The sequence below is a fragment of the Mesobacillus persicus genome, from assembly GCF_900109925.1.
Classification (GTDB): Bacteria; Bacillota; Bacilli; order Bacillales; family Cytobacillaceae; genus Mesobacillus_B; species Mesobacillus_B persicus.
The window spans coordinates 116,877-143,017 of the sequence record NZ_FOBW01000008.1 but is presented as its reverse complement, the minus strand read 5'-3'; the positions used below and the strand labels follow the sequence as shown (position 1 = coordinate 143,017).

Below are 26,141 nucleotides of genomic sequence, written 5' to 3'. Positions count from 1 at the left end.
GTTGTTATCGGAATGTTTGAAATCGGAAAGGAGTGGACCGAATGGCGAACCAGCTCGGCAAACGATTGGAATGTAAAGAATGCGGTGGTGAAGTACTCTGTACGAAACCAGGGGCAGGGACGATTCAATGTTGCGGGGAAGAGATGCAACTCAAAACACCTGTTGCCCTTCCAACTGCTGATTAACGAAGTAGCTAGACTAAGAGAGTGATTGTCCCTAAAAAAAGAATGGCTTTGAAAAGGTTCACTTTGTTTGTTTTTAAAGAATAGATCTGAGCTTGGGGAGGTGGAAAAGGTCTATGGAAAAGAAACTGTTAACTGGGCTTCGAGTATTAGATCTAACAGAGGGACCGTCCGGTGAATATGCAATAAAGCTACTAGCTAAAAGTGGTGCGAGTGTCACAAAGGTTCAGTCTATAAAACCATTTATCCAGGAAGAGAGCCTCAAAATCATCGAGGTTTCTACAGAGTTGGAAGCAAAGAGGGCAATTGAAACACTTTTTAAGCAAGTGTGGGATATAGTGCTTTGGACTAGTCACTTTGATTTGGATGAATGGGTAAAGAATAGGTGTCAGAAGCTTGGATTAAGTGGTGTGAAAATTCAGGTTCCGAAAGGAGTTGACCTTCAAGAAGAAGAAGCTTCACTTCAGGCGCTTGGGGGCTGGATGGAGTTAACGGGGGACCCGCTTGGAAAACCGCTACTTATCGGTGGACATCCAGCAACCTGCTTGGTCGGTGTTCATGCTGCAACCGCGGGTTTACTTGTGAGCATCGAAAGTTCTTGGAATGGAAAGGGGAAATTCGTAGAGGTCGATGCCCTAACCGTTATGGTGAGTGCGCTTGAAGGTGCCTTTTCCACCTTCCTATCTACAGGGGAAACAAGGGGGCGTGTAGGGAACCGCCATTATCGTTTGGCCCCAATGGCGCTCCTTCCTGCAAAAGATGGCTATGCATTGGTTGCGGCCCCTGTTGATGAAAAATGGGAGCTAGTAAGAAGATGGGCAGAGTTGTCTGACCGACCGGCCTGGAAGACGAATCAGGGTCGTTTGGAGAGTTGTTTCGATTTAGAGGAGAACCTTTCTGCATGGACCACTACGCTGCCAAAAGAAGAGTTATTTCAGGCAGGTCAACAATTCCGACTTCCGTTTGCGAAAGTGCAGACACCTGGGGAACTACTCCAGTGTCCGCAGTTAGCTTTTCGAGAAGCCTGGACAAATTCTCTTGAGGGAACCCCCTGCCTTGCATTGCCTTGGAAAGTGAAACAAGAAAATGAACAGTATAAAAGAAGGAACTCAGTTTCAAAGTGGTCAGACTTAAGAATTCTCGACTTGACGGGGATGTGGTCAGGACCTTATTGCACAAGGATCTTTGCTGATCTAGGTGTAGAAGTAATTAAAATTGAAGCGCCCCATCGACCTGATGGGATTCGAATGAATCAGGGGTCAGCTGCTCCTTTTTTTAGAGAACTGAATCGCAACAAACTGGGGGTTACTCTCGACTTTCGATTGGAACATGATCGAAAACGATTTTTGGAATTGGTTGCTACTAGTGACATCTTAGTGGAGAATTTTAGTCCTCGTGTGATGCAGAATTTTGGTTTTACAAGTGAAGAACTATGGAAACTCCACTCTGGGCTAACCATTGTTTCTCTTTCGGCTTTTGGGCAAACAGGGCCCTATCGTGATTTCGTTGGGTATGGTCCAACGTTAGAAGCGATGTCAGGGATTGCTGCTTTGACAGGAGTGGATGCCCCATGCCTCCCAGGTTTTTCAATTAGTGATATTAACGCAGGAATCCATGGGGCGTTTGTCCTTGCTGCTGGATTGTTTTTTCAATCTAAAAATGGTAGGGGCTTGCATATCGATGTATCTCAATATGAAACGGCACTACAGTTTATTGAACAAGGAATACTGTTTCAAAAAAAGAACAAAACTTCGGCTCCTGTTCGTGAGATTGCAGAATTGTATAAAGAAAAACGCATTTCCACTCTTTCCATACCTGGAGGCGAACCGACCCTTGGAGTACCTTGGCATAGTGATGGGTGGGATGTCCCTACACAACCACCGCCAGAACTTGGTCAGCATAATGAATTCATTTTTAATTTAATAAAAGATGGAAAGGGGGATGGCTGTGAAGTACCGTTTTCTCGAAGTTTGGGCTGAGGAATCGATTGTTCATGTCATGCTAAATCAGCCAGCGAATCAAAACACATTAAATGCTGAAATGGCTAAAGATTTATCTTGTTTAGCGCGAGATTTACAAGAACTAGACGATATAAAGGCAATTGTGTTAGGTGGACGGGGAGCGGATTTTTCCATCGGACTCAACCCAGTTTTTCAACAAGAGCTAGAAGACGAAACGTACCATGCGGCAAAAATTGCCGCTGATGCAATAGAGGAATGGGGGAAACTGCCTTTTCCGATTGTTGCGGCGATCCATGGCAGGTGTGAGTCATTGGGGATGAGCTTAGCTTGTGTGGCGGATCTCCGTATTGCATCTGAAGATGTGAGCTTTAGAGTACCTGAATCATCTTGGGGGGTGGTTCCAGCAGGTGGAATCACTCAGCGATTGCCGCGCTTGATTGGCAAAGGTCCGGCACTTTCGATGCTGCTTGGAGGAGAAAGGATGCAAGCGTCCGAGGCATTTCAACGAGGATTCGTTACGAAAGTAGCTAGGTTGGAGGAAGTGTGGGCTACGGCCTGTGAGCTAGGTAAAAACTTGGCGAGGATGTCGTCCATTTCCACTCAATATACGAAAGAGTGTGTCGTAAAGGGGAGTGAGATGCCGTTCGAACAGGCTCTAAGATTAGAATTGGACCTATATATGCTATTACAAACGAATGGGGACCGGATGGAAGGCGTCCAGGCATTTCTTGAAAAGCGAACACCTCAGTTCAAAAGTCAGTAGAGGAGGGGGAACGTGAGTAATCTGGAGCCAGCGGTTTTATTAGAAAAGGATGAAAACATTGCCATTGTGACCTTAAATCGGCCTGAAATATTAAATGCTTTTAATGTGGAAATTCGTGATGGATTATATGAAACGTTCTTGGCTCTGCGTGATGACTCAACTGTTGATGGTGTTGTTGTCAAAGCAGAAGGTCGTGGATTTTGTGCAGGGGCAGATCTGACAGAGTTTGGTACAGAATCGACGGTGATTCGCAAACGAAGAATTCGACTGCAACATGACCTATGGGATGAAATTAGGCGTTTCCCAAAGCCAATTGCTAGTGCTATTCATGGGTTTGCCGTTGGCTCGGGACTTGAGATGTCGATGTTATTTGACTTTCGGTTTGCTTCGCCAGGAACCAAACTGGCACTTCCAGAAGGAAGAATTGGCATGGTCCCCGCAGCGGGGGGAACTCAAAGCTTGCCAAGACTTGTGCATCAGGGAAAAGCGCTGGAGATGTCCTTGTTAGGAGAACAAATAACCGCTGAAGAAGGCTATCGACTTGGTTTCATAAGTAAAATCATTCCTAAAGATGTGATGATTCCAACTACGGTTGACTATATGAAAAACATCGTCCAAGGCAATCCGCAGCGTGCTAAATGGATTAAATCGTTAGTTTGCCACGGTTTGGATGGAAGTTTGTCGCAAGGTCTTTTAAGAGAAAAAGTGGTGGTCGCCCGTTCATGGGCAACTCGGTAGCTATTCTTTTTCTAAGATAATTTCAGCCGAAATTTTCTCAGCATACCCTTTCGCCAGCGCGATTAGTTCAGGAAGCTTTTGATCATTTAGTCGGGACATAGGAAGATAGATTCCTAGAGCACCTGTTGGTTCTTCGCCCAGCCCCCAAATCGGTGCAGCGATACCGGCAGAATCGGGATCCCTTTCTCCAAGACTCGTAGAATAACCATTTTCACGAATTTTCTTCAGTTCCGCTCTAAGCTGAATTGGTTCTGTGTGGGTAGCGGGTGTGAATTGTTCAAGTACGACACGTTTGAAGTAGGTATCAATATCAGCAGACGACATATATGCCATATGGAGCTTCCCAGCAGCACCAAAATACAAGTCAATTTCATCACCGAATGGGCTCGTGACTTTGGCAGGGTACACACTATCTATTCCGGTTAAAAATAGAAACTTGTTCCCAGAACGAATCGAGAGATAAACAGATTCATTGGTCAAACTGGCTAGCTCCTGAATATATGGTTGCGAGACCGAAATAATATCATTCACTTGGAATTTACGGCTGAGTTGAAAAAGAATGGGGCCAGGGTGATACTGTTTTGTTTTGGAGTTTTTAACTAAAAACCCACGATCCGTTAAAGTAACCGCTAAACGGAAAGCTGCTGTTTTTGAAATGCCTAATTCACGTTCAATATCCATTAATCCGATGGAATCGTATTTTAGAAAAAGGGATAAAAGCGAGATGGCATTGTCTACTGTACTTAGTTTATGAATCTGTTTTTTAGCTTCCATGATGGTCCCCCAATTACTTTGCAATAAGCCGCGATAATGAGCTGGCTTTTTGTTATTTAAGAAAAATGAATGGTTAAGTCAATTATAAGGGAATTCAAAAAATTTAACAAACTAGGAAATTACGGGTTTGCTAGCTTTGAAAAACGAGATTTCCACCAATCCAGACCTTTTTCACCTGGATTTTGTTTATTTCTCTTTCCGGGCAGTTTAATGGATTCTGATCAATCAAAATTAAATCGGCTTCAAATTGTGGATGAATCATTCCTCGTTTGTGTTGCCAGCCTGCTGCCAACGCCGCGCCGACCGTATAAAGGGATAAAGCTTGATAGCGGTCTAGTTTTTCATGTTGATTCACAAGCATTCCGGAAAGGGTCTCGCGGGTACATGCTGTCTGAATTCCCATCCAGGGGTCGGAAACAGCAACAGGTGCATCCGAACCAGCCGCCAGTGGAATTTTTGATTGTAGGACTGAATTCATTGGATACAACCAATTTCGTTCGGTTGGATCGACATCAGATAAATAACGATCGCCATGTTGGTAAATGAAACTTGGATTTGTAACAACCATGATCCTTGCCTTGGAAATCGCAGGTAAAAACGCATCAGGGCAAAGGCTAAGATGTTCAAGTCGATGTCGTACTAGGTTATTTGGGAACTTTGATCGTGCAGTTTCAATCGCGTCGACTGCTGCCCAAACCATTTCGGGATCGACAACATGGATCGCGACGGGGATGTTTTTCGCTGTTGCATTCACGACAATCTGTGTCAGTTCCGTTGGAGCTGGGAAAAGATCAGGATTTGCTTCTAAAACAACTTTGATTGGCCCTATTTCAAGCCCTTTTCTGACTTGGTGATTGGTTTCGTTTATGAGGTGTTTTTCCATTTGCTGATGTTGAATAGCTGATGCCATTAGTTGAATCGTGATTGGCCATTTATTTTCTTGGATTCGAGCGGTCCAAAACTTTACATCTTGAATCGAACTCGTTGGGGTTGCGTCTTGAACAGCGGTAATGCCTCTTTGAAGCAAATTCCTTTGCAATTGTCCAGAACCGTTTTCGAGTTCTGAAGTTGTGATAGGGGGAATCACATGCTGTGAAAGCCAAGAATCTCCTCCATAAATGACGCCTGTAGGGATATTGGTATCAGGTTGTCGCTCGACCTTAACACCGGGTGGATCTTGGCTGAATTCATTCAGTCCTGCCATGTTTAAAGCTAAGCTATTTAACACGCTAGCATGTCTCGTTATATGGCGAAGGCGAATTGGATGATGGGTGGTGGCTTGGTCCAAGTCCCAGCGTGTTGGATGACGTTTTTCTTTTAGATAAAAAGGATCATAGCCAGTGCCGCGAATCCATGTGCCATTGGGGAGAGTCCTGGTTTTTTCCCTGATTGCGAGAATCATTTCGTCAATCCCAGTGATATCTGCCCTACTAAAAGAGAGTGCGGACATTTGGCTTATTTGTGCGCGCAGGTGACAATGGGCATCAATCAGTCCGGGCATCAAGGTAAGACCATTTCCGTCAACGATTTTACCTTGTGGACTAAGAGGCCAGTTGGTTTCCTTATCTAAAATGCCGATTATTTTTCCATCAGCGATTGCAACGCCTGAGGCAAAGGGACGGTTAGGATCCATTGTGAGGACGTTGACGTTTTGAATGAGTAGATGTGCAGGAAGAGTTGGCTGCATGAAAGATTCTCCTAAACAAAGAATATAGTTCCTTTTATTTTAGACAATAATAACAAACTATTCAAATAACTCAGTGAGGGAGGAGCAATAAATGAAATTAAAAGATAAAGTGGCTTTTGTGACGGGAGGATCTTCCGGGATTGGTAGAGGCATTTGCCTTGCTTTTGCGAAAGAAGGTGCCTCTATTGTTTTCGTCGGGTTGAATGAGGAAAAGGGGAAGAGAACGGAAAACGAATTACTTGCTATCGGCTGTGATGCTTTATTTTTACAGGCAGATGTGAATAATCGAGAGCTATTACCTAGTTTAATCGATAAAACGGTTGAAAGATTTGGGAAGATTGATATTTTAGTGAACAATGCACAAAGTTCGAAAAACGTTCCATTAGAAGAGACAACAGATGATGTGATGGACTTGGCATTGAACACGGGCTTATGGTCGACTTTCATTCTCATGAGAAGCGCTTTGCCGCATTTAAAGGCAACAAAAGGGAAAGTGATCAATTTTGTCTCAGCCGCGGGGATGATTGGACTCAGCAAACAAGCATCTTATGCTGCTACAAAAGAGGCGATTCGTGGATTATCGCGAGTAGCGGCCACAGAATGGGGTCGATATGGAATCAATGTAAATCTTCTGTCTCCAATCGCAAACTCCCCAGGTGTGGAGCGCCTACAGGAGGAACACCCGAATGCTTACAATAAAATGGTTTCACTTGTTCCACTTAAGAGAATAGGAGATTGTGAGCATGATATTGGCCGGGCTGCCGTTTTCCTCGCTAGTTCGGATTCGGAATACATTACCGGACAGACTCTGATGGTGGATGGGGGAACGGTGATGGTTCGTTAGGCTTGTTGAGGAAATGGAGAGGCGAGGAGGTTTTTTAAAATGGAAAAGATTACAGACCACGTCTATCTGGTCCGAATTCCGATTCCTTATGATTTCAGAGAAGTGAATTGCTATTTAATAGAAGGGAAAAATGGCTTTACGGTTGTGGACACAGGAGATTGTACGGAAGAAGCGATGGCGGTTTGGGTAAAAACATTAGGAACGAGTATCCCGATTGAAAAGGTTGTAATCACTCATGCCCATGCAGACCATTTTGGTTTAGCAGGATGGTTTCAACAAAACTATCAAGCAAGTGTTTGGATGTCAGTCAAGGGGTATGAGGAATTGCAGCGGGCTCGCTCCTTATTTGTTGACCAGAAGTATAGGAGTTCACTCGGGTCATTCATTGAACAGCATGGGATGGTTGTACAAACAGGGCAAGAAGATCGGTTCCACCGATTTGAAGCTTATCAATTTAAACCGGATGTCTTGTTTCAAGAAAATCAAGAACTTTTATTAGGTGACAGTATCTATCAAACGATACCAACGCCTGGTCATTCACCAGACCATGTTGCTTTCTATCAAGCGCAAGATCAACTTCTCTTAGTGGGGGATCATATTTTACAGGGAATCAATCCGATTGTTATCTCTGAAAAGGAGGGAGATAACCCGTTACAAGGGTATCTTTCTGCCTTAAAAAGACTAAGAGAAATTAAGGTTAAATACACTCTTCCTGGACATGGCCAGCAGATAGTTGATCTCGACGCAAGAATAGAAAAGTTGCTTGGTCACTATGAAAAAAGGTGGGCACAAACGCTTCAGGGAATTCAGGAGAAGGGAAGTACGGCGTTTGAAGTGTCCCAGTTTGTTTATGGAAGCAATCTGTCACATGAACGAGCAAGTTCTGCTTTGATTCAAACCATTACAAATCTAGTTTATTTGGAATCCCTCGGGCATGTAAAAATGGAGAAAGATCATCATGATGGACTTTATTATTTTTTTAAAAAGGCTGTAAATTCTTACTAGAATATTATCCAAAAATTCTTGTCATTTACTGTGGAAAGCTCCATTGAATGACTAAGTCGATTTTCATAGAATCAAAGAATAAAGAACCATGATAAGGATTGAAAGGGTGATTATATTGACCATTATCAATGAAGTGAAACACTATCAAAATCTTATTGCCGGAAAGCTAGCACCATCTTCATCAGGAAAAACAATGGAGAGCATCGATCCTGCGACAGGACAGGTATGGGCACAAATCCCACTATGTACGACAGAAGATGTGGAAACAGTGGTTGAGTCGGCGCGTAAAGCATTTCCTAGTTGGGCGGCGTTGCCTGCAACAGAACGCGCGGATTATTTAAGACGGATTGGCGATAGTTTGACCGAACATGGTCAAGAACTTTCAGCATTGGAAACACAAGATAATGGTTGGGTCATCAGAGAATCTAGTTATGGATTGATTCCGGTGTTAAAACAAATTTGGTACGATGCTGCGGGTCAGGCGTCGATTGCAAGTCGCGGGGAAACGACTCCACTGGGGCCAACTTCTTTCGGGTATACAATTCGTGAACCATTAGGTGTGGTATTAGGGATCATTCCATGGAACGCCCCGTTGTTTACTTTTAGTTTGAAAGCCGCTTACGCTCTTGCAGCTGGAAATACTGTGATTATTAAGCCTTCAGAATTGGCCGCGATCGGCTCCTTACGATTTGGTGAAATGCTTGCTGAAATTTTACCACCGGGTGTGTTAAACGTGATTTCGGGGCTAGGAAGTGAAATCGGCGACGCGCTTGTCGGCCATAAAGGTGTGAATCGTGTAAGTTTGACAGGATCTGGTCGGACGGCAAGAAGCATTGTTCAGTCCACGGTTCGTGATCCAAAGCCATTAACCCTTGAATTGGGGGGCAAGTCACCAAATATTGTCTTTGAAGATGCAGATTTGGACAAAGCCGCTGAAGGAGTCACGACAAACGGTATATTTACTGGAAATGCCGGACAAATTTGTGTCGGTGGGTCGAGAATTTTGATTCAACGATCAATTCTTGATGAAATGTTGGTACGTATGAAAGAAAAGATTGCTAGTGAGGTTCAACTTGGTCCTACAATGGACTTTATGACTTCGATGGGTCCAATTGCCAACGTACAGCAGTACGAAAGGGTCTGCGCTTATATTGATTTAGGTCTCGAAGAAGGTGGCAAACTTGTCTACGGTGGAAGACGTGGAGGAGAAAATTTATTACCGGATCAGCCTGAATTTGCCCAAGGATATTGGGTCGAACCAACGTTAATTCAAATGGAGAAAAATACTGCTCGTATATGTCAGGAGGAAATCTTCGGGCCAGTGGCTGTCGTCATTCCATTTGACACCGAGGAAGAAGCACTTGAAATTGCCAATGATACCTCTTACGGACTAGCCGCTGGGGTCTGGACAACCAATCTTGCACGAGCGCAGCGAATGGTTCAGCGAATCGAAGCAGGGAACGTTTGGGTGAATACGTATCGCAGGGTCGGCGTTGAGTTGCCATTTGGAGGATTTAAGGATAGTGGATTTGGAAAAGATTCGATTTTAGAAAGTACAAGGGAAAAAACCGTGATGATTGAGATAGGGTAAGACTTAAATACGAAAACCCACAGCACCAATTCCATGGAGGAAAGGAGCGGGAATTTGGGGAAATTAGATGGAAAAGTCGCGATTATTACGGGCTCTGGTCAAGGTTTGGGGTTAGCATACGCGATGGCATTAGCTAAAGAAGGTGCAGCGATTACAATCGCAGAGTTTAATGAAGAAACAGGATCAGCGGCTGCTCGTGAAATCAACGCTGGCGGTGGAAACGCATTATTTGTTCAGTGTGATGTAGCCAAAGAAAGTGAAGTTCAGCAGGTCGTGAAACGAACGGTCGAGGAATTTGGAACGGTCGACATTCTTATCAACAATGCGCAAGCTTCATCGACACAGTTAATTGTTGATACGACAGAAGAACACATGGAATTGGCTTGGCGAACAGGAACATTAGGAACGTTATTTTTCATGAAGGCGTGCTTTCCTTATTTAAAGATAAAAGGAGGGCGCATTATCAATACCTGTTCTGCTACCGGAATAGAAGGGATGAAAACATTCGCTGCATATGGTTCGGCAAAAGAAGCAATTCGTGGTTTGACGAAAACGGCAGCGCGGGAGTTTGGAGAATACAATATTACCGTGAATGTCGTTTCACCAGGGGCATTAACACCCGCTGCGAAAAGTTGGAGAGAGCGTGATCCCGAAGGCTATAAAGCGACGATGGCGCCAGTGCCTCTTCAGCGTTTAGGGGACCCTGATGGGGATATCGCTCCAGGCATTGTCTTTCTCGCAAGTGATGACAGTCGATTTATGACAGGACAAACGATTTACCTTGATGGAGGGCATACGTTTGGGCGATAAGTCACCACAAGAATCTTTGAAAACGAGCCAATATAAAAAAGTTGAGCTTGAAACTGGATGCCAGTTTCAAGCTCAACCTTTACCATCCCTCAGAAATGGGGGATTTTTTTCTATCTTGCAGTCATTCCACCATCAACGACGAATTCTGACCCTGTGCTATAACTGGAATCGTCCGAAGCAAGGAACAGAACTAAGTTCGATACTTCTTCTGGTTTTGCAACTCGGCCGTTCGGAATGTATTTCGCAAATTCTTTGACGGCGTCTTTTGTTTCTTCTTGGACAATCATTGGTGTTTCAATGACACCTGGGTGTACGGAATTCACGCGAATATCATAGTGAGCCAAGCTTAGCGCGGCTGCTTTGGTCATTCCCCTAACAGCAAATTTCGTATCAGTATAGCCAATCGCACCACCGACTAGGCCGTTCATTGATGAGATGTTCACAATCGAACCGGCTTTTGCTTCTTTCATCGAAGGGATAACTGCTTTCATTCCTAGAAATACCGACACTTGGTTGATCTCTACGATACGTTTGTACTCTTCTAGAGTCATTTCTTCGATCGATTTATTCATCGTGATTCCGGCGTTATTCACTAACACATTCACCGGGCCGAATGCTTCCTCTGTAAAAGCAATCGCTTGCTCCCAGTTTTCTTTGTTGGTGACATCTAGTTTCATGAACCTTGCATTCTCTCCTAGTTCATCGGCAAGAGCTTGTCCTTCTTGCTCAAGAATATCGGCAATCAAGACTTTTGCTCCTTCTTTGACAAACAAGCGGGCGTGACTGGCTCCCATTCCTCGTGCACCACCTGTAATAATCGCAACTTTATCAGCTAATCGGCTCATTAAAATACCTCCCAATATGCTCTATTTCTGGTCTTTCATATGTTTTAAGAGCTTTTCTTGAATTTTAAAATACTGTTTGATTTCCTCTTCATTTAAGGCTTCAAAATGTTGCATAAATAAGCTTTGACCAATCGCCTGTGCTTCTAATAATGCCTTTTTACCAGCAGGGGTAATCCGCAGTTGAATGACCCGGCGGTCGGTTTCATCAAACACCTTTTCAGCAAGACCTAAATCTAAAAGTTTCGTAGCAATATTCGTCATTGCCCCTTTTGTATAGCCGAGTTTATCGGCTAAATCCACTTGCTTTTGGACCCCATTTGTTTTCAAATCCGACAATACAAGAATCGGAGAAATTCCAAGAGGGTAGGGGAAAGCCTTCGTAAATCTGACAATGTTTTCGTTATTAATTTTATCAATCATGTGAATGAGTTTAAAAAGATCTTTTTCTTGCAAATTATCCTCTCCATATCTAGCTTAGCGAAGCATCGTTGTTCCGCCATCTACCATGATGGTCTGTCCGGTAATATACTGAGAATCTTCGGAAGCAAGGAATACGGCAACACGGCCAATATCTTTTTCAATATCGCCGAAGTATCCTAATGGTATTCTACTTTTCACTTCTTCATAATATTCCGGTTGAGCTTTTGCCCATGCCTCGACACCTGGGGAATTGGCAATTGGGCTAATGATGTTCACATTGATTCCAAACCGGCCCCATTCATTAGCGGCTACCCTTGTAACCCCTCGAATTGCTTCTTTTGCTGCGGCATATGCAGCTTGAGTTTCATGACCATTTAATCCTGCACCAGAGGCGAAATTAATCACGTTTCCTTTTGACTCTTTCAAATAAGGAAGTGCCGCCTGCATCAAGTAAAAGGTTGGATAAAATCCAGTTCCAAAGGACAAATCTAAATCTTCCTTTGTGGTTTCTTCAATGGTTTTTTGCTTAGATGCATGGGCGTTATTTACGAGAACATCGAGTCTTCCGTATTTTTCAACGACTGTGGTTACGATGTTACCAAGGTTTTCTTGGTCCATCAAATTCGCTTTTAGAAACATCGATTGTGGCGAAATGGTTTGAAGTTCCTTCTCCATGCTTTTACCGGTTTCTTCGTTTAGATCAACAATCGTGACAATGGCCCCTTCTTTTACCATCGACTTCGCCATTCCGCTCCCAATGCCAGCAGCACCGCCGGTAATGATAACGACTTTATCTTGCAGTTTCCCCATCTGAATCATCCCTTCTAAAAGTAGTTTAGTATTAAACTATTTATAAATAGTTTAGCATTAAACTAATTTTTTGACTAGAGATAGGTTTATTTTTCCCATAGAAAACAGGGGGATGGGACATCAATTGTGGCATAGCTTTATTTAGCCATCCCCCAGCAAGACGATTCCAAGAAATCGGCTATTTGTGAGTAGAAATAAATGGGGATCATCTCTAGGTTGGATTTTTTTAGATTAATTGACAGGTGAGTCAAAGGTCCTTTATTTTATATAAAAACATTTTTGTATTACAAATTTTATTACCTTTAAAGTTTATTCTCCCCAAAATTTGTTAAACACGGATAATTAACTTAATTATCCGAATATTCTTTAATAAATATTGACTTGATTTCCTCTTCATCATAAAATTTGTATTACAGGTTGTGGTAATTCCGAATAGGAGATGGGTTATGGCTGAAAAAGTAAAAGTATCGCAAACGATTTCTCGTGAATTGCTAAATATGATTGAAACCGGAAAGTATCCTCCAGGTTCAAAATTGCCTACAGAAATGGAACTAGCTGCACATTTTGGTGTAAGTAGAATTCCAATCCGAGAGGCACTTAGTGTTCTAAGGGCAGCAGGTGTGATTAGTTCACGGCAAGGTGGGGGTAGTTACGTTGAAGAAAGAGCCGCAACTTTCTTGCTGCATCAAATTCGTATCGAGAACGATGATAAAGAAGTCATCAAACATCTATTTGAGATGAGAAAAATTTTAGAGCCTGAGGCTGCCTATTTAGCTGCTATCAGACGTACACCAGAACAATTGGAACAAATGCAAAAGGCCATGAAATGGCTGGAAATAGAATATGCCGATGAGGAGAAAACTGGGAGAGAGGCCGACATCGAATTCCATCAATCTATTATTTTAGCAACGCAGAATCCAATCATGATTCACACGATGGAGAGTTTATCTGCTCTTTATGAAAGAGCGTTAAAGATTACACTCGAGCCTAATTTGGGGTTAAAACAAAGACGGAAGGCCGTTCTTAAAGAACACCAGGATATCCTATTAGCGATTGAGACGGAAGAACCAGAGTTGGCAAAAATCCAGTCTATTATTCACTTGAAAAATGCAGAGAAAAAAATAAGCTTGCTTTTTTAAACTGGTCTTATTTAGGAAAACAAGGGAGGGAACAAACATTCAATGAAAACAATTACCTCTGCACATTTGACAGAAATTATATCCACCGTAAAAACAGGAAGGGTGTTGACAGATGAATCCGATCGTTTCAGCTATTCCTTTGATGGATCGTTTGGTACATATTTACCAGATGTGGTTATTCAGACCAAAAGTGTAGAGGAATTGGCTGCACTTGTGAAATTAGCCAATCGAGAGAAAATCCCGGTCTATCCTCGCGGTCAAGCGACTAGTTTAAGTGGAGGTCCACTTCCCGTCCTAGGTGGAATGGTACTCGATTTGTCCGTTATGGATGATTTACTAGAAATTCATGAAGAAGACCTAGTTGCCGTTGTGTCTCCAGGTATATTAACAGCGAATATTCATAATGCAGCCGAAAAGAAAGGTCTGATGTACCCGCCTGATCCTAGTAGTTCTCATGTCTCCACTATAGGTGGAAATCTAGCGGAGAATTCTGGTGGGCCACGAGGATTGAAGTACGGAGTAACCAAGGATTATGTCATTGGCTTGGAAATAATAACGCCACAGGGAGAACTCATCCGGACAGGTGGCAGGACGGTGAAAAACGTAACTGGCTATGATCTGACCAAACTCATTGTAGGGTCCGAAGGTACTCTAGGAATCATTACTAAAGCCATCTTGCGCTTGATTCCAAAACCGCCCGCTTCGAAAACAGTGATGGCTATTTTTAATAGCCTAGAGGATGCAGGAAGAGCGATATCGAAGATTTTTTGTTCCGGAATTCTGCCATCGAAAATGGAATTGATGGATCAAGCTTCGATAGTAGCTGTAGAAAATTATCAACCATCTGGGCTTCCTAGGGATGCTGAAGCGTTGATTCTCATCGAGCTTGATGGGCACCCGTCTGCGGTTATTGATGAAGCTGAACAGGTATCAGAGGTATGTAAAGAAGTTGGGGCAAGAAAAGTACGAGTGCCCAAAACGAAGGCAGAAACAGAAGAGGTCTGGAAGGCACGAAAGCTTGTTTCTCCCGCCATTGCCAGGATTAAGCCAACCAAAATCTCGGAGGATGCAACCGTTCCCCGGAGCAAAATCCCAGAAATGTGTCGTCGACTTCAGGAAATCAAGAAGAAGTATAATGTGCACCTAGTGGTTTTTGGTCATGCCGGGGATGGTAACCTTCATCCCAATATTATTGCAGACAAATCGGATAAAGAAGAAATGAAGCGTGTAGAACAAGCCGTTTCGGAGATTTTTGAAGCAGCCGTGCAATTGGGAGGAACTTTGTCTGGGGAACATGGAATAGGTACCATGAAAGCTCCATTTATGGAAATGGAATTGGGAGCCGAGGGATTAGATATGATGAGAAAAATTAAGCAAGCTTGGGATCCGAATAATATTATGAATCCCGGAAAGATATTCCCAGAGCCGGGGCAAAGGCTGGTGTTAAGCGAATGAAGCAAGACCTAGAACAGTTGAAAGAAGAACTTAAATATGAAAAAACAAACAGCTGTGTTCAATGCGGCTATTGTTTGCCAGTATGCCCTACCTACGCGACGATGGGGAAGGAAACTCATTCGCCAAGAGGGAGAATTAATTTGGTCAAGATGGTAGGGGAAGGAAGAATTACAGATTTATCCGTTCTGGAAGAACCAATGGAATTGTGCCTTGGCTGCCGTGCGTGTGAGACCGCCTGTCCTACTGGGGTTGAATACGGGGGCATTCTAGAGGCAGCTCGAGCGGCAATCACACGACGTAAAAAGTCGCCTACTCCAGTTCGAATTTTGCGAAACACCGTATTTAAAGAGGTTTTCCCTAGCCGTAAAGCGATGAATTTCATCGGAAATTCCATGTGGTTATATGAAAAAAGCGGGATTCAAAAACTAGCAAGAAAGAGCGGCTTGATGAAAAAATTGCCTTCTCATTTAGGTGAATTTGAAGCAATCACCCCGTCTGCGGTATCCCCTAGGGAACGTACAAGTCTTCTCCGTGTTACACCAGCTAAAGGGGACAAAAAGTATACGGTCGCGTTCTTTGTGGGGTGTGTAATGGATGCCATGTTCAGAAAGATTAACCATCTTTCCGTCAAGCTTCTTTCCGAGGCAGGTTGTGACGTAATTGTCATAGAGAATCAGACTTGCTGTGGAGCTTTGCATGCTCACTCGGGAGAATTAGAAGAAAGTAAAAGTTTAGCAAAAAGGAATATTGAAGCTTTCGAGAAGGAAGAAGTAGATTTTATTGTCAATAATGCCGGCGGTTGCGGGGCAATGCTGTTCGAATATGATCACTTATTAGCGGATGAACCAATGTGGGTCGAACGCGCGAAACTTTTTTCGGATAAAACGAAAGATATCTCCCAAATCCTTGTTTTATGCGGAGGCATTAAAGCGAAGGGCTGTTCACAGCAAAGGATAACGTATCAAAGATCTTGTCACATGACAAATGTTCTAAAAGTAACAGAAGATCCACTTCAATTAATCCAAAGCGTACCTAACGTAGAATTCATAGAAATGAACGATGCGAATATGTGCTGTGGTTCGGCAGGGATTTATAACATTGTGAATTATGATGCCTCAATGGAGATCTTGGATCAAAAAATGGAGAATGTAAGAGATACAAACTCAACGACCATCATTACAACTAATCCAGGATGCCTGATTCAAATGAAGTTGGGAATTGATCGTGAAAATTTGAAAGAAAGCATGCGCGCTATTCACTTAGTGGAATACTTGGCAGAAGTGACTGGAATCTCCTAATCTAAACAACTTATAAATAGATTTATAGGTTGGATAATCTATTTTCTGAAATTTAGCAGAATGATGTTCCTAACATAACGGGACGTGGCGGTACCCTTAGACCAACAAATACCAGCTAATAGGCACTCCTTACTTTCAAACCGTTTGTCTATTTCTGTTTCGCATAAGCGTAAAATAATCCCCATCTAATTACAGTTGGCGATTATTTACGCTTATTTTTGCTATTGTTGGCTTATTTATCCTCAGTATCCACATCCACGTGTCTACATCCTTGTATGTTCAAGCCCGATGCCAAGCACATTGGAAAAGATGGTTCAGAGTGCTACAATCCCACGACCCAGAACTTTTTTATTAGAACAGAAATATAAATTTACTATTCATAGCTGAATTGAAGATTATAATATTGACTATGAGAATTGATAATTGTATGCTTGTAATACAACATTGAAACTTTAACATAATTAAGTTATTTAAATGACCAAGAATAAATTTATAGTAAGAAGGAAAGTTTTATTTAGAATTATCTAAATATTCATAAAATTAACGTATTCATCATCAGGTGGAAAAATTGTAACCAAGAGGGGATTAAGAGAATATTGTAAAACTAATAGATTGTGAAGACCTCTACATTCTTCGAGGTTTAGCCATTCATTTACACCTTTTTAAGGAGAGGATTTTATGGTTAATACAGTAAAGCGAATGAAAATAGCAGACCAAATACTTGAACAATTAAAACAGAAAATACGAAATGGGGATTTTCCAGAAGGTTCAAAACTTCCATCCGAAAATAAGCTTGCTGAAATGTTTGGTGTTAGTAGGGCACCTATTCGTGAAACAATTAGTGTGCTCGTTGCAAGTGGGCTAATAGAATCGATTCAAGGTGGCGGAAACTTTGTAAAAAAAATGCGCAAAGAAGATCTACTAGATACGGTTGCATTTGAAATGATTACAGATGAAGAAATTTATAACTTGCTTGAATTGCGAACAGTAATTGAGTCAGAAGCGGCAGCATTTGCAGCAGAAAGGCATACAGAAGAAGATATTAAGGAGATATATGTGGCACTTCAGCAAGTGTCAGATACAATTAATGATGAGTCCATTGTTGGAGATAGAGCAGATTATGCTTTCCATATGCTTATCGTAAAAGCTGCCAAAAATTCTTTTCTAACACAATCAGTAGAAAATGTAAGAGACCTTTACCAAAAAGCACTTACATATTCGTTACAGAAAAACGTGGGTAGAAAAGAAAAGCGGGAACAAGTGTACCAGGAACATCAAAATATTTTTGAAGCAATTAAAAGAAGAGATAAAACAGCAGCTGCATTTTATATGAAAGAACATTTAACAAATGCAAGGAGAAAACTTGGGGATCCACGCGTGAATTAAATAGACCCTTTGTTTTTTTTGACAGCCAAAGCATATGATTACAACCATAGTAGCATTATCCTCCTATTTTCTAAAAGATACCCAATATTGATTTTTCAGTTAAAAAAACTAAACAAATGACTAGCACTTTACCAGTCGTATTGCTTTTAGTACGTATAGGTAAAAAATCCCCAACTATTCAATGAAATGGGGATTTTTTTTATACTTCCTAAAATTTTTTACACCCCAATATGCATTTCTGCGGTAGAGAGGACGTAACGGAAAAATTCAACACTATAAAAACTAAATCGATTAAAAGCTCAAATTACAAAAATTGATTGTCTGAAATGGGTACTAACAAATAGCACGTTAAGCTTGTGTTGGAAAAGGATAACTAATTAGAATAAACAATAAAATTCTTCTTCAAGAAACAAAAAAGTTTAGAGTGACTCAAAACAACAAGAATATTGTGAAAACTCAAAAAATAGATTGAAAATAATTTTACATTCTTGTATGATTGTATTACAAGTTGATTAAGCGTTTACAAATGGTGCGAATATTTTATTATTTATTGATGAAGAGACTTCACTAAATTAATTAGAAGATTTATATGTTATTAATTGCAAACCATAGCTCAATTTTTTCACAACATAAAGATTTAATAACTAATAGGGAGATTTGTCAGTTTATTAGTCTGAATATTCATTAAAATTATTCTGAGAGATTTTAAAACACTTTATCAGGAGGGAGAAAATAATATGAATGTTGCTCAACAAGGTTCTAAACCAAGTCAAGTTAATGATTTCGATGCAGTCATCATTGGTGCAGGTTTTGCAGGAATGTACATGCTTCATAGTTTACGTGAAGCTGGTTTTTCCGCCAAAGTATTTGAGGCAGCCGAGGATGTAGGAGGAGTATGGTATCATAATCGCTATCCTGGAGCACGTTGTGATACGGAAAGCATAGTCTATACCTATTTGTTCTCAGAAAAGCTCTACAATGAATGGACATGGAGTTCTAGGTATCCTGATCAGCCGGAGATTCTAAGTTATCTCAACTACGTTGCAGATAATTTTAATTTACGGAAAGATATTCAACTCAATACGCGCATCACGGCCGCTCATTATGACGAGGACAACGAGAACTGGCGGATTTACATAAATGACGGTACTAGTGTAACAGCTAAGTACTTCATCCCTGCCGTAGGTGGCCTCTCAGCTGCCAACGTTCCTAACTTTAAAGGATTAAATAACTTCAAAGGTGAATGGTATCATACCGGAAAATGGCCGAAAGAGAAAGTAGATTTTAAAGGTAAACGTGTTGGTGTCATCGGGACTGGATCAAGTGGTGTACAAATAATCCCTATAATAGCAAAAGAGGCTGACCACCTAACAGTGTTTCAGCGTACTCCCCAATATATGATTCCAGCAAGGAATCATCAGCTTGATCCTGAGTATATCCGAAAAACAAAAGCAAACTATGAAGAAATTAAGCAACAAGTTCGAAATAGCGCTACTGGTGATTTAAGGAAGCCAATGAATTGTTCGATTTTTGACGTAACCAAAGAAGAAAGGTTGCAAGCACTGGAAGAAGCTTGGGAAAAAGGCGGGTTTATGCCAGGTTATACAGATATATTTACCAATGAAAAAGCGAATGAAACAGTTGCAGAATTCCTCCGCTCTAAGATCCCTGAAATTGTTCGGGATCCCAAGACAGCAGAAAAATTAATGCCAACTTATTATTATGGAACGAAACGCCAAGTTTTAAATACCGATTATTTAGAAACATATAATCGTGATAATGTCAGCTTGATTGATGTAAAAAAGGCGCCTATTGAGGAAATTACTCCGGAGGGACTACGAACAATTGAAAAGGAATATGACTTAGATATTCTTGTATTTGCGACAGGTTATGATGCTATTACCGGCCCCTTGTTCAAAATAGATATTAGGGGTAAAGATGGAATCTCATTAAAGGAAAAATGGAAAAATGGAGGACAGATAAGCACATATCTCGGACTTGCAACAACTGGTTTTCCTAACCTATTCCTAATCACTGGACCTGAAAGTCCTGCGGGATTTACCAACAACGTCGCAGTGATTGAGTCAAATGTTGAATGGATTATTAAGTGTCTGAAGTATCTCCGTGAACATGACCTAAATATAATAGAGGCGGAAAAGGAAGCCGAAGCTGGATGGAGTAAATCGGTTGTAGAGTTAGCTAATAATACACTTTTTGTTAAAACGGAGTCTTGGTGGACAGGGGCAAATATACCAGGGAAACCAAGAGGACTACCTCTATATTTAGGAGGTTTTAAGAAATATCTTGAGATTTGTAAAGAAGTTGTAGATAAGGGGTATGAAGGTTTTTCTCTATTTGCTGATAAACGCAATAAAGTAAATTCCTCAAATTGAGTGTAAACCTACTTATTCCTTATCAATATGTTAAATGTACAAAGAAAGGAAGAAATTAATTGGCTGAACTTTTACCAGAGGCAAAAGTATATATTAAAGGATTTGACCTAGTATTGGAAAACCTTTCGTTAGGTCATGAAACAATCAGAGAGTTATTTAAGAAGCCTTCAGGTGAAAAAGCAGGTCTTGGACTGCTTGCGAAAGTTGAAGACCTTTTTATTCCTGTCAATCAGGATGCAAAGGTGAAAATTAGAGTTTATACGCCCAAAGTAGACGGCCCTTGCCCTATTTTTATGTATTTCCACGGTGGAGGATGGGTTCTAGGTGATTTAGAGTCTTGCGATGCAACGTGCAGAATGATTGCCGAACAAACTGAAAGGATCGTAGTTTCAGTAGATTATAGGCTTTCTCCAGAGTTTAAGTTTCCAATTCCAGTGAATGACTGCTATGCGGCACTGCAATGGGTAAGCAAAAATGGAGCGTTAATCAATGGAGATGCTTCTACTATTATAGTTGGTGGTGATAGTGCTGGAGGAAACATGGCTGCGGTTGTCTCCATGATGGCCAGGGATAACAAGGGACCCCATATCTCTGCACAAGTACTGATCTATCCTAGTACGAGTTTTAATGTAGACACAGACTCTTATAAAGAATTTGAAAACGGTTTCGGTCTAAATAAGGAACTATCGATATGGTTTTCTAACCATTACATTAGAGATGAAAAGGATAAAATTGATAAATATGCGGCCCCCCTAATGGCCGCAGATTTAAGAAATTTACCGCCGGCACTTGTAATCGTTGCGGAAAATGATGTCCTCCGCGACGATGGATTAGCTTATGTAAAACGCTTAAAAGAAGCGGAGGTAACAGTTCAATCCTTTTGCCAAAAAGGATTAGTTCACGGGTATTTTACTTATATGGAAATTTTCCCTGAACAAATTAAAAAAACTATTTCTACCATCGACAGCTTTCTTTGTGAAATAAACCAAGATTAAAAGACTGAAGGTTTTGAATAGTAAAACCGGTTAATCTTATTTTTGATTACTACCAATTAGTACCTGGGGGGATTAAGTTGGATATTTTTAATTTGGACAGAAAAACAGCCATAATTACGGGGGCTAATGGAGGGATTGGAAAAAGTATTGCAAGGGGATTCGCCAATTACGAAAGTAATTTAGTTCTATGCGACCTCACATTAACAGGTCTTGAAGAATTTGCAGAAGAACTGAGAGACAAGGGAGCGAAAGTTCTCGTCATTCCATGTGATGTGACAAACCTTAATGATATTAAAAATGTTGTAAACATGACCCTTGAAAAGTTTTCCACAATTGACATATTAGTTAATAATGCAGGAATCACTTCCAAAAGAACACCGGCAGAGGAGTTTCCATTAGAGATTTGGCAAAAGATTTTGGAAGTAAACTTAACGGGTGTCTTCATGTTTACCCAAGAAGTGGGCAAAGTCATGCTAGAGCAAGGCAAAGGTTCAATCATTAATCTCTCTTCAGCTGCTTCCCAACAAGCCGTAACTGGCTCCCTTGCTTATAGTGTTAGTAAAAGTGGAGTAAACATGGTTACAAAGGCATTTGCTTCTGAATGGGCCGAGAGGGGCGTAAGGGTAAATGGTATAGCCCCTTACTATACGGATACTCCTATTCTAGCAGCTATAAAAGAAATTGATAAAGAGTTTATGGAAAAAGTAATAAGTAAGTCTCCAATGAGACGAATGGGAAAACCAGAAGAAATTGCAGCAGGGGTCTTATTTTTAGCTTCTGATGCTTCTTCCTATATGACAGGGGAAACAATTTCAATAGATGGTGGAGCGCAGGCAAGGGGGATTTAAATATCATAGTAAACGAGGAGGCAGCTTAATGCTTTATATTAACGGCGAATGGACCCCATCTGTTTCAAATAAAAGTTTCACGATTAATAATCCAGCAACCAAAGAAAAGGTTGGGGAGATGGCTTATGGAAATAGAGAAGATACAGAAAGGGCTATTTCAGCTGCCGAACAAGCCTTTAAGATATGGAAAAGGAAAACAGCTGGAGAAAAGAGTGAATTTTTAAAAAAATTTGCTAGCCAATTAAGGGATCGAGCAGAAGATATTGCAAAAACAATCACACTTGAAATGGGCAAACCATTAAGGGAGTCTATTGGAGAGGTAAATCTAGCAATATCTTATGTTGATTGGTATGCAGAGGAAGCAAAACGTATTTATGGCGATACGATTCCAGCTTCAAGTGTTGATAAAAGAATCGTTGTATTACAGGAACCTGTTGGGGTCGTTGCGGCAATTACACCTTGGAATTTCCCAGCAGCCATGATCACTAGAAAAATCGCTCCAGCACTTGCAGCAGGTTGTACGGTGATTGTTAAACCCGCATCAGCAACACCTCTTACAGCAAAATTAATTTTTGAGGCCCTTGATGCTGCAAGTCTACCAAACGGAGTAGCAAATCTAGTAACAGGGCCCTCTCAGGAGATAGCGGCCACTTTTAATGAGAGTTTTGCGGTCCGTAAATTAACTTTTACTGGTTCAACAGAAGTAGGAATTGAATTGATGCGCGGTGCAGCAGATACAGTAAAAAAAGTTTCAATGGAACTAGGTGGCCATGCACCATATATTGTTTTTGAAGATGCAGACCTAGAAACGGCTGTAGACGGTGCCATAGCTAGTAAATTCAGAAATGCTGGTCAAACCTGTGTTTGTACAAATAGAATTTATGTTCACGAAAGCTTAGCGGATCAGTTTGGTGATTTATTTGCTGAAAAAGTAAGTAAAATGGTCATCGGAAATGGACTGAATGAAAACACAGACATAGGTCCACTTATCAATCGAGAGTCTTTATCTAAGGTTTTATCACAAATTGATGATGCAATAAATCATGGTGGCAAAATTATCGCAGGAGGAAAAGAAGCAAAGCTTGATCATATGGATGGTTGCTTTTTTGAACCTACAGTGATCAATTATGCTACAGATGAAATGGATATTGCAAAGGAGGAAACCTTTGGACCAGTTGCGCCGATTTTTATCTTTAAATCTGAAGAGGAAGTAGTTGAAAGAGCAAATCACTTTCAATATGGTCTAGCAGCCTATTGTTTTACAAATGATTTTAGCCGTGCGATCCGTATGATGGAAAACCTTGAATATGGAATTGTTGGAATAAATGATGAAATGCCAACAACTGCACAAGCTCCTTTCGGTGGGGTAAAAGCAAGTGGTGTAGGTCGAGAAGGTGGAAAGTATGGTTTACAAGAATATTTAGTTGAGAAATATGTATCAATGAAAATTAAGCAAAATTGATAACTAGTAAGTTGCCATTAAAATACTTGTTCAGAATAATGAAAACGGTTTACCAATTGATATTAAGGGGAGATGATTGTTTTGAATAGAGTAAAGTCCACTTTTGTTTCCAAATTATTCCCATTGCTCCTTCTTGCTTTTATCATAGCTGGTTGTTCTTCAGATTCGAGCTCTGGGAAGGACTCATCTAATTCTAATGAAACGCCAAATTCAGAAGAAGGTACACCTAAAAAAGGTGGGGAAGTTACCATTGCGTATGCTACGGATTCAACGAATTATGATCCCATTTTATCAGCTAGTGGGAGTGACCATTCCTTATTATGGCCCATCTATGATACACTTATCGCTTTTTCACCTAATCTTGAGCCACAGCCTGGACTGGCTGAATCATGGGAATTTAGCGATGATGCTAAGACATTGACTCTTCATCTTAGGGAAGGTGTGACTTTCCATGATGGAACACCATTTGATGGAGAAGCGGTGAAATTTAATATCGAACGAACGAATTCAACTGATTCGAAAGTACCCGATCTTAATAATATTGAGAGTGTAGAAGTTATAGATAAGAAGACTGTTAACCTCCATTTAAAAGTACCCGATTCTTCCCTTTTATTAGCGTTATCTGATAAGGGTGGGATGATGGTTTCACCTGCAGCTGTTCAAGAACATGGTGATGATTTTTCTCAAAATCCAGTCGGGGCAGGGCCTTTTAAACGAGTAAAGCATATTCCTAATGGAGAAGTTGTCTTTGAAGCCTATAAAGATTACTGGCAGGAAGGAAAGCCTTACCTTGATAAAATGACGGTTAAAGTCATGGCGGATGAAAATACAAGAATTAATGCACTTAAATCGGGTGAAATCGATTTTGCTGACATCATTTCTCCAGCGAATGTTCAGAGTCTTAAAAACGACTCCAATATTGTTTTAAAAGATATTTTGCCGCTTCGATTTAACATGATCTTTTTAAATCAATCAATGCCGCCGTTTGATAATAAAAATGTACGATTAGCGGTACTGCATGGGATTAACCGTGAAGCGATTGTTCAGGGACTTAATTTTGGACTGGGTGCACCGGCTAATTCCGCCTTTCCGGCAGATTATTGGGCAGCTGATCCTGACATGAAGATCGACTATGACCCTGAGAAAGCAAAACAATTAGTAAAAGACTCAGGACTTAACAATATCTCCTTCTCAATGATTCACTTAGCAATTGCCAACTATACAAGAGGAGCTGAAATAATAAAGGATCAACTAAAAGAAATAGGGATTGACGTAAATCTCGAACCAATGGAAGTAACTAAGGCGACTACTAGTTTCTTTTCTGAACAGACAGCACCTGCATTTAGTACGACTTGGACAGGGCGTCAAGACCCGCAAATAGCCGTACAACTATTATTTTCTTCAAATAGTTACCTCAATCCAGGTAAGCACTCTACACCTGAAATTGAGTCACTTATTTCAAAAGCCGCTTCAATCTATGATAATGAGGAACGTGCTGAATTATACAAAGAAATTAGTAGAAAAGCACTTTTAGAAGAAGCAATCGGAATTCCGCTAGTTTATGAGCCGATGACATCAGCGATGACTCAAAAGGTAAAAGGATTTGAGCCAAATTTAATGGGTAAAGCGATTTTCTCATCGATTTGGGTCGAAGAGTGATGTAAAGTACGTGTTCCATAACTAGTTAATAGTGGAGTAGTAACACATTGTGCCTACTCCACTATTTATTAATGGGATATTAGTACTTTTTAATTTTTAAACGGAAGGAGATGGGAAGGATGTTTTTAAAATATTTAGCACGTCGCTTACTGTATGTGATCCCGATGCTATTCATTACAACCCTCATCGTGTTCTCTTTTATTTTACTTATTCCAGGCGACCCTGTCTTAGCATTGCTTGGTGAAAATGCGACTCCTGAAAAAATAGCCCAAGTGCGACGGGATTTGGGTCTTGATCAACCGATTATTACGCAGTATTTCGATTGGCTGAAAAATGCCCTGCAAGGAGATTTAGGTCGATCCATCTTTACGGGTCAATATGTGCATGATGCGGTGTTCGGCCGTTTAGCCGTTACATTTCAACTTGTTTTTGTTGCAATGATCATTTCTGTTGTAGGTGGCATGTTTTTTGCCATAACGTCTATCTATTTTCCGAATAGTTGGATGGACTATGTTGCCCGCTTTTTTGGAACGATGGGCTCAGCGATTCCGAACTTTTGGCTCGCGATGCTGCTCGTTTTATTCTTTAGCTTGAAGCTTGGCTGGGTACCAGCGACTGGATTTACGAGTATTAATGATAACCCAATTGATTTTTTTAAAGGGATTTTGCTACCGGCTATTTCGCTTGGTGCAGTTGGGACAGCACAGATTACAAGACACTTACGCTCTTCGTTAATGGAAGTGATGAGTGCGGACTATGTACGAACTGCCTACTCTAAAGGTGTAAAACGGTGGAGAGCTATTTTTAATCACGGATTACAAAATGCGATGCTGCCAGTTGTGACGACTATCGGTATTTTGTTCGGAAATTTATTAGGGGCTACTGTGGTGATTGAAACGGTTTTTGCCATACCAGGCATGGGACAGCTTGCAGTAAATTCGATTTTACAACGTGACTTCACGATGCTTCAAGGTGTTGTTCTCGTTATGATTGTCATGGTTATCATCATTAACTTTATTACCGATATCATGTATGCCATCTTAGATCCGCGGATTGAATATTAGAAAGGGGAAGGA

23 protein-coding genes are annotated in these 26,141 nt (G+C 41.1%); 18 read left to right on the top strand and 5 right to left on the bottom strand.

What is annotated here, in order from left to right:
* The first annotated feature begins 41 nt into the window (after positions 1-41).
* The 4 genes from BMX30_RS23220 (at position 42) to BMX30_RS12645 (ending at position 3,644) form a co-directional block, all read left to right on the top strand.
* Positions 42-185 (top strand): hypothetical protein, encoded by a 144-nt coding sequence (locus BMX30_RS23220; RefSeq protein ID WP_139195396.1) that lies wholly within the window; start codon positions 42-44, stop codon positions 183-185.
* Positions 186-298: 113 nt separating this feature from the next.
* On the top strand, positions 299-2,161 hold the full coding sequence (locus tag BMX30_RS12655) for a CaiB/BaiF CoA-transferase family protein (protein ID WP_090746021.1): 1,863 nt from the start codon (positions 299-301) through the stop codon (positions 2,159-2,161).
* On the top strand, positions 2,130-2,906 hold the full coding sequence (locus tag BMX30_RS12650) for an enoyl-CoA hydratase/isomerase family protein (RefSeq protein ID WP_170843874.1): 777 nt from the start codon (positions 2,130-2,132) through the stop codon (positions 2,904-2,906). Before BMX30_RS12655 ends, BMX30_RS12650 begins: the two co-directional genes overlap by 32 nt.
* Before the next feature lie 12 nt (positions 2,907-2,918).
* A complete protein-coding gene (locus tag BMX30_RS12645) occupies positions 2,919-3,644 on the top strand; it encodes an enoyl-CoA hydratase/isomerase family protein (protein ID WP_090746015.1) in 726 nt (241 codons plus the stop codon).
* On the opposite strand, the gene BMX30_RS12640 is transcribed toward BMX30_RS12645, so the two are convergent.
* Both BMX30_RS12640 and BMX30_RS12635 read right to left on the bottom strand, forming a co-directional pair.
* Positions 3,645-4,418, bottom strand: a complete 774-nt coding sequence (locus tag BMX30_RS12640; RefSeq protein WP_090746012.1) for an IclR family transcriptional regulator — start codon at positions 4,416-4,418, stop codon at positions 3,645-3,647.
* Between the two features lie 130 nt (positions 4,419-4,548).
* Positions 4,549-6,105, bottom strand: a complete 1,557-nt coding sequence (locus tag BMX30_RS12635) for an amidohydrolase (protein WP_090746008.1) — start codon at positions 6,103-6,105, stop codon at positions 4,549-4,551.
* 91 nt (positions 6,106-6,196) lie between these two features.
* On the opposite strand from BMX30_RS12635, the gene BMX30_RS12630 reads away from it, so the two are divergent.
* The 4 genes from BMX30_RS12630 (at position 6,197) to BMX30_RS12615 (ending at position 10,355) form a co-directional block, all read left to right on the top strand.
* On the top strand, positions 6,197-6,949 hold the full coding sequence (locus tag BMX30_RS12630; RefSeq protein ID WP_090746006.1) for an SDR family NAD(P)-dependent oxidoreductase: 753 nt from the start codon (positions 6,197-6,199) through the stop codon (positions 6,947-6,949).
* A gap of 39 nt (positions 6,950-6,988) precedes the next feature.
* A complete protein-coding gene (locus BMX30_RS12625; RefSeq protein WP_090746004.1) occupies positions 6,989-7,954 on the top strand; it encodes an MBL fold metallo-hydrolase in 966 nt (321 codons plus the stop codon).
* A 115-nt stretch (positions 7,955-8,069) separates the two neighbouring features.
* A complete protein-coding gene (locus tag BMX30_RS12620; RefSeq protein WP_211482072.1) occupies positions 8,070-9,545 on the top strand; it encodes an aldehyde dehydrogenase family protein in 1,476 nt (491 codons plus the stop codon).
* A gap of 54 nt (positions 9,546-9,599) precedes the next feature.
* Positions 9,600-10,355 (top strand): SDR family NAD(P)-dependent oxidoreductase, encoded by a 756-nt coding sequence (locus BMX30_RS12615; RefSeq protein WP_170843873.1) that lies wholly within the window; start codon positions 9,600-9,602, stop codon positions 10,353-10,355.
* A gap of 110 nt (positions 10,356-10,465) precedes the next feature.
* On the opposite strand, the gene BMX30_RS12610 is transcribed toward BMX30_RS12615, so the two are convergent.
* Genes BMX30_RS12610 through BMX30_RS12600 form a run of 3 tightly spaced genes read right to left on the bottom strand, consistent with a single transcriptional unit; the run spans position 10,466 to position 12,430 of the window.
* Positions 10,466-11,200 (bottom strand): glucose 1-dehydrogenase, encoded by a 735-nt coding sequence (locus BMX30_RS12610; protein WP_090745994.1) that lies wholly within the window; start codon positions 11,198-11,200, stop codon positions 10,466-10,468.
* A 21-nt stretch (positions 11,201-11,221) separates the two neighbouring features.
* Entirely contained in the window at positions 11,222-11,653 is a 432-nt protein-coding gene (locus BMX30_RS12605) for a MarR family winged helix-turn-helix transcriptional regulator (RefSeq protein ID WP_090745992.1), read from the bottom strand.
* Positions 11,654-11,674: 21 nt separating this feature from the next.
* Complete coding sequence (locus BMX30_RS12600; RefSeq protein WP_090745989.1) at positions 11,675-12,430, bottom strand: SDR family NAD(P)-dependent oxidoreductase; 756 nt, start codon at positions 12,428-12,430, stop codon at positions 11,675-11,677.
* A 446-nt stretch (positions 12,431-12,876) separates the two neighbouring features.
* Between BMX30_RS12600 and BMX30_RS12595 the strand changes: the two genes are divergently transcribed.
* From BMX30_RS12595 to BMX30_RS12550, 10 genes are all read left to right on the top strand, one after another.
* The gene (locus BMX30_RS12595; protein WP_090745987.1) at positions 12,877-13,569 is read left to right on the top strand and encodes a FadR/GntR family transcriptional regulator; all 693 of its coding nucleotides are present in this window, start codon (positions 12,877-12,879) and stop codon (positions 13,567-13,569) included.
* A gap of 42 nt (positions 13,570-13,611) precedes the next feature.
* Positions 13,612-15,024 (top strand): FAD-binding oxidoreductase, encoded by a 1,413-nt coding sequence (locus BMX30_RS12590; protein WP_090745985.1) that lies wholly within the window; start codon positions 13,612-13,614, stop codon positions 15,022-15,024.
* Positions 15,021-16,322 (top strand): (Fe-S)-binding protein, encoded by a 1,302-nt coding sequence (locus BMX30_RS12585; protein WP_090745983.1) that lies wholly within the window; start codon positions 15,021-15,023, stop codon positions 16,320-16,322. The genes BMX30_RS12590 and BMX30_RS12585 overlap by 4 nt, the downstream gene beginning before the upstream one ends.
* 678 nt (positions 16,323-17,000) lie before the next feature.
* Positions 17,001-17,708, top strand: a complete 708-nt coding sequence (locus tag BMX30_RS12580; protein ID WP_090745980.1) for a FadR/GntR family transcriptional regulator — start codon at positions 17,001-17,003, stop codon at positions 17,706-17,708.
* A gap of 737 nt (positions 17,709-18,445) precedes the next feature.
* Positions 18,446-20,101, top strand: coding sequence for a flavin-containing monooxygenase (locus BMX30_RS12575; RefSeq protein WP_090745977.1), 1,656 nt, complete (start codon positions 18,446-18,448; stop codon positions 20,099-20,101).
* Positions 20,102-20,160: 59 nt separating this feature from the next.
* A complete protein-coding gene (locus BMX30_RS12570) occupies positions 20,161-21,096 on the top strand; it encodes an alpha/beta hydrolase (protein ID WP_244532593.1) in 936 nt (311 codons plus the stop codon).
* A 77-nt stretch (positions 21,097-21,173) separates the two neighbouring features.
* Entirely contained in the window at positions 21,174-21,944 is a 771-nt protein-coding gene (locus BMX30_RS12565) for an SDR family NAD(P)-dependent oxidoreductase (RefSeq protein ID WP_170843872.1), read from the top strand.
* 28 nt (positions 21,945-21,972) lie between these two features.
* Complete coding sequence (locus BMX30_RS12560) at positions 21,973-23,406, top strand: NAD-dependent succinate-semialdehyde dehydrogenase (RefSeq protein ID WP_090745973.1); 1,434 nt, start codon at positions 21,973-21,975, stop codon at positions 23,404-23,406.
* Between the two features lie 81 nt (positions 23,407-23,487).
* Entirely contained in the window at positions 23,488-25,065 is a 1,578-nt protein-coding gene (locus BMX30_RS12555; RefSeq protein WP_090746272.1) for an ABC transporter substrate-binding protein, read from the top strand.
* A 119-nt stretch (positions 25,066-25,184) separates the two neighbouring features.
* Positions 25,185-26,129: an ABC transporter permease gene (locus tag BMX30_RS12550; RefSeq protein WP_090745970.1), complete on the top strand. Its 945-nt coding sequence runs from the start codon at positions 25,185-25,187 to the stop codon at positions 26,127-26,129.
* The last annotated feature ends 12 nt before the right edge of the window (positions 26,130-26,141 follow it).

Bases quoted from the DNA above. Each gene is read 5' to 3' on its own strand.
- BMX30_RS23220 (WP_139195396.1), top strand. From the start codon at position 42: ATGGCGAACCAGCTCGGCAAACGATTGGAATGTAAAGAATGCGGTGGT.
- BMX30_RS12655 (WP_090746021.1), top strand. From the start codon at position 299: ATGGAAAAGAAACTGTTAACTGGGCTTCGAGTATTAGATCTAACAGAG.
- BMX30_RS12640 (WP_090746012.1), bottom strand. From the start codon at position 4,418: ATGGAAGCTAAAAAACAGATTCATAAACTAAGTACAGTAGACAATGCC.
- BMX30_RS12635 (WP_090746008.1), bottom strand. From the start codon at position 6,105: ATGCAGCCAACTCTTCCTGCACATCTACTCATTCAAAACGTCAACGTC.
- BMX30_RS12630 (WP_090746006.1), top strand. From the start codon at position 6,197: ATGAAATTAAAAGATAAAGTGGCTTTTGTGACGGGAGGATCTTCCGGG.
- BMX30_RS12625 (WP_090746004.1), top strand. From the start codon at position 6,989: ATGGAAAAGATTACAGACCACGTCTATCTGGTCCGAATTCCGATTCCT.
- BMX30_RS12610 (WP_090745994.1), bottom strand. From the start codon at position 11,200: ATGAGCCGATTAGCTGATAAAGTTGCGATTATTACAGGTGGTGCACGA.
- BMX30_RS12600 (WP_090745989.1), bottom strand. From the start codon at position 12,430: ATGGGGAAACTGCAAGATAAAGTCGTTATCATTACCGGCGGTGCTGCT.
- BMX30_RS12595 (WP_090745987.1), top strand. From the start codon at position 12,877: ATGGCTGAAAAAGTAAAAGTATCGCAAACGATTTCTCGTGAATTGCTA.
- BMX30_RS12590 (WP_090745985.1), top strand. From the start codon at position 13,612: ATGAAAACAATTACCTCTGCACATTTGACAGAAATTATATCCACCGTA.
- BMX30_RS12585 (WP_090745983.1), top strand. From the start codon at position 15,021: ATGAAGCAAGACCTAGAACAGTTGAAAGAAGAACTTAAATATGAAAAA.
- BMX30_RS12580 (WP_090745980.1), top strand. From the start codon at position 17,001: ATGGTTAATACAGTAAAGCGAATGAAAATAGCAGACCAAATACTTGAA.
- BMX30_RS12575 (WP_090745977.1), top strand. From the start codon at position 18,446: ATGAATGTTGCTCAACAAGGTTCTAAACCAAGTCAAGTTAATGATTTC.
- BMX30_RS12560 (WP_090745973.1), top strand. From the start codon at position 21,973: ATGCTTTATATTAACGGCGAATGGACCCCATCTGTTTCAAATAAAAGT.
- BMX30_RS12550 (WP_090745970.1), top strand. From the start codon at position 25,185: ATGTTTTTAAAATATTTAGCACGTCGCTTACTGTATGTGATCCCGATG.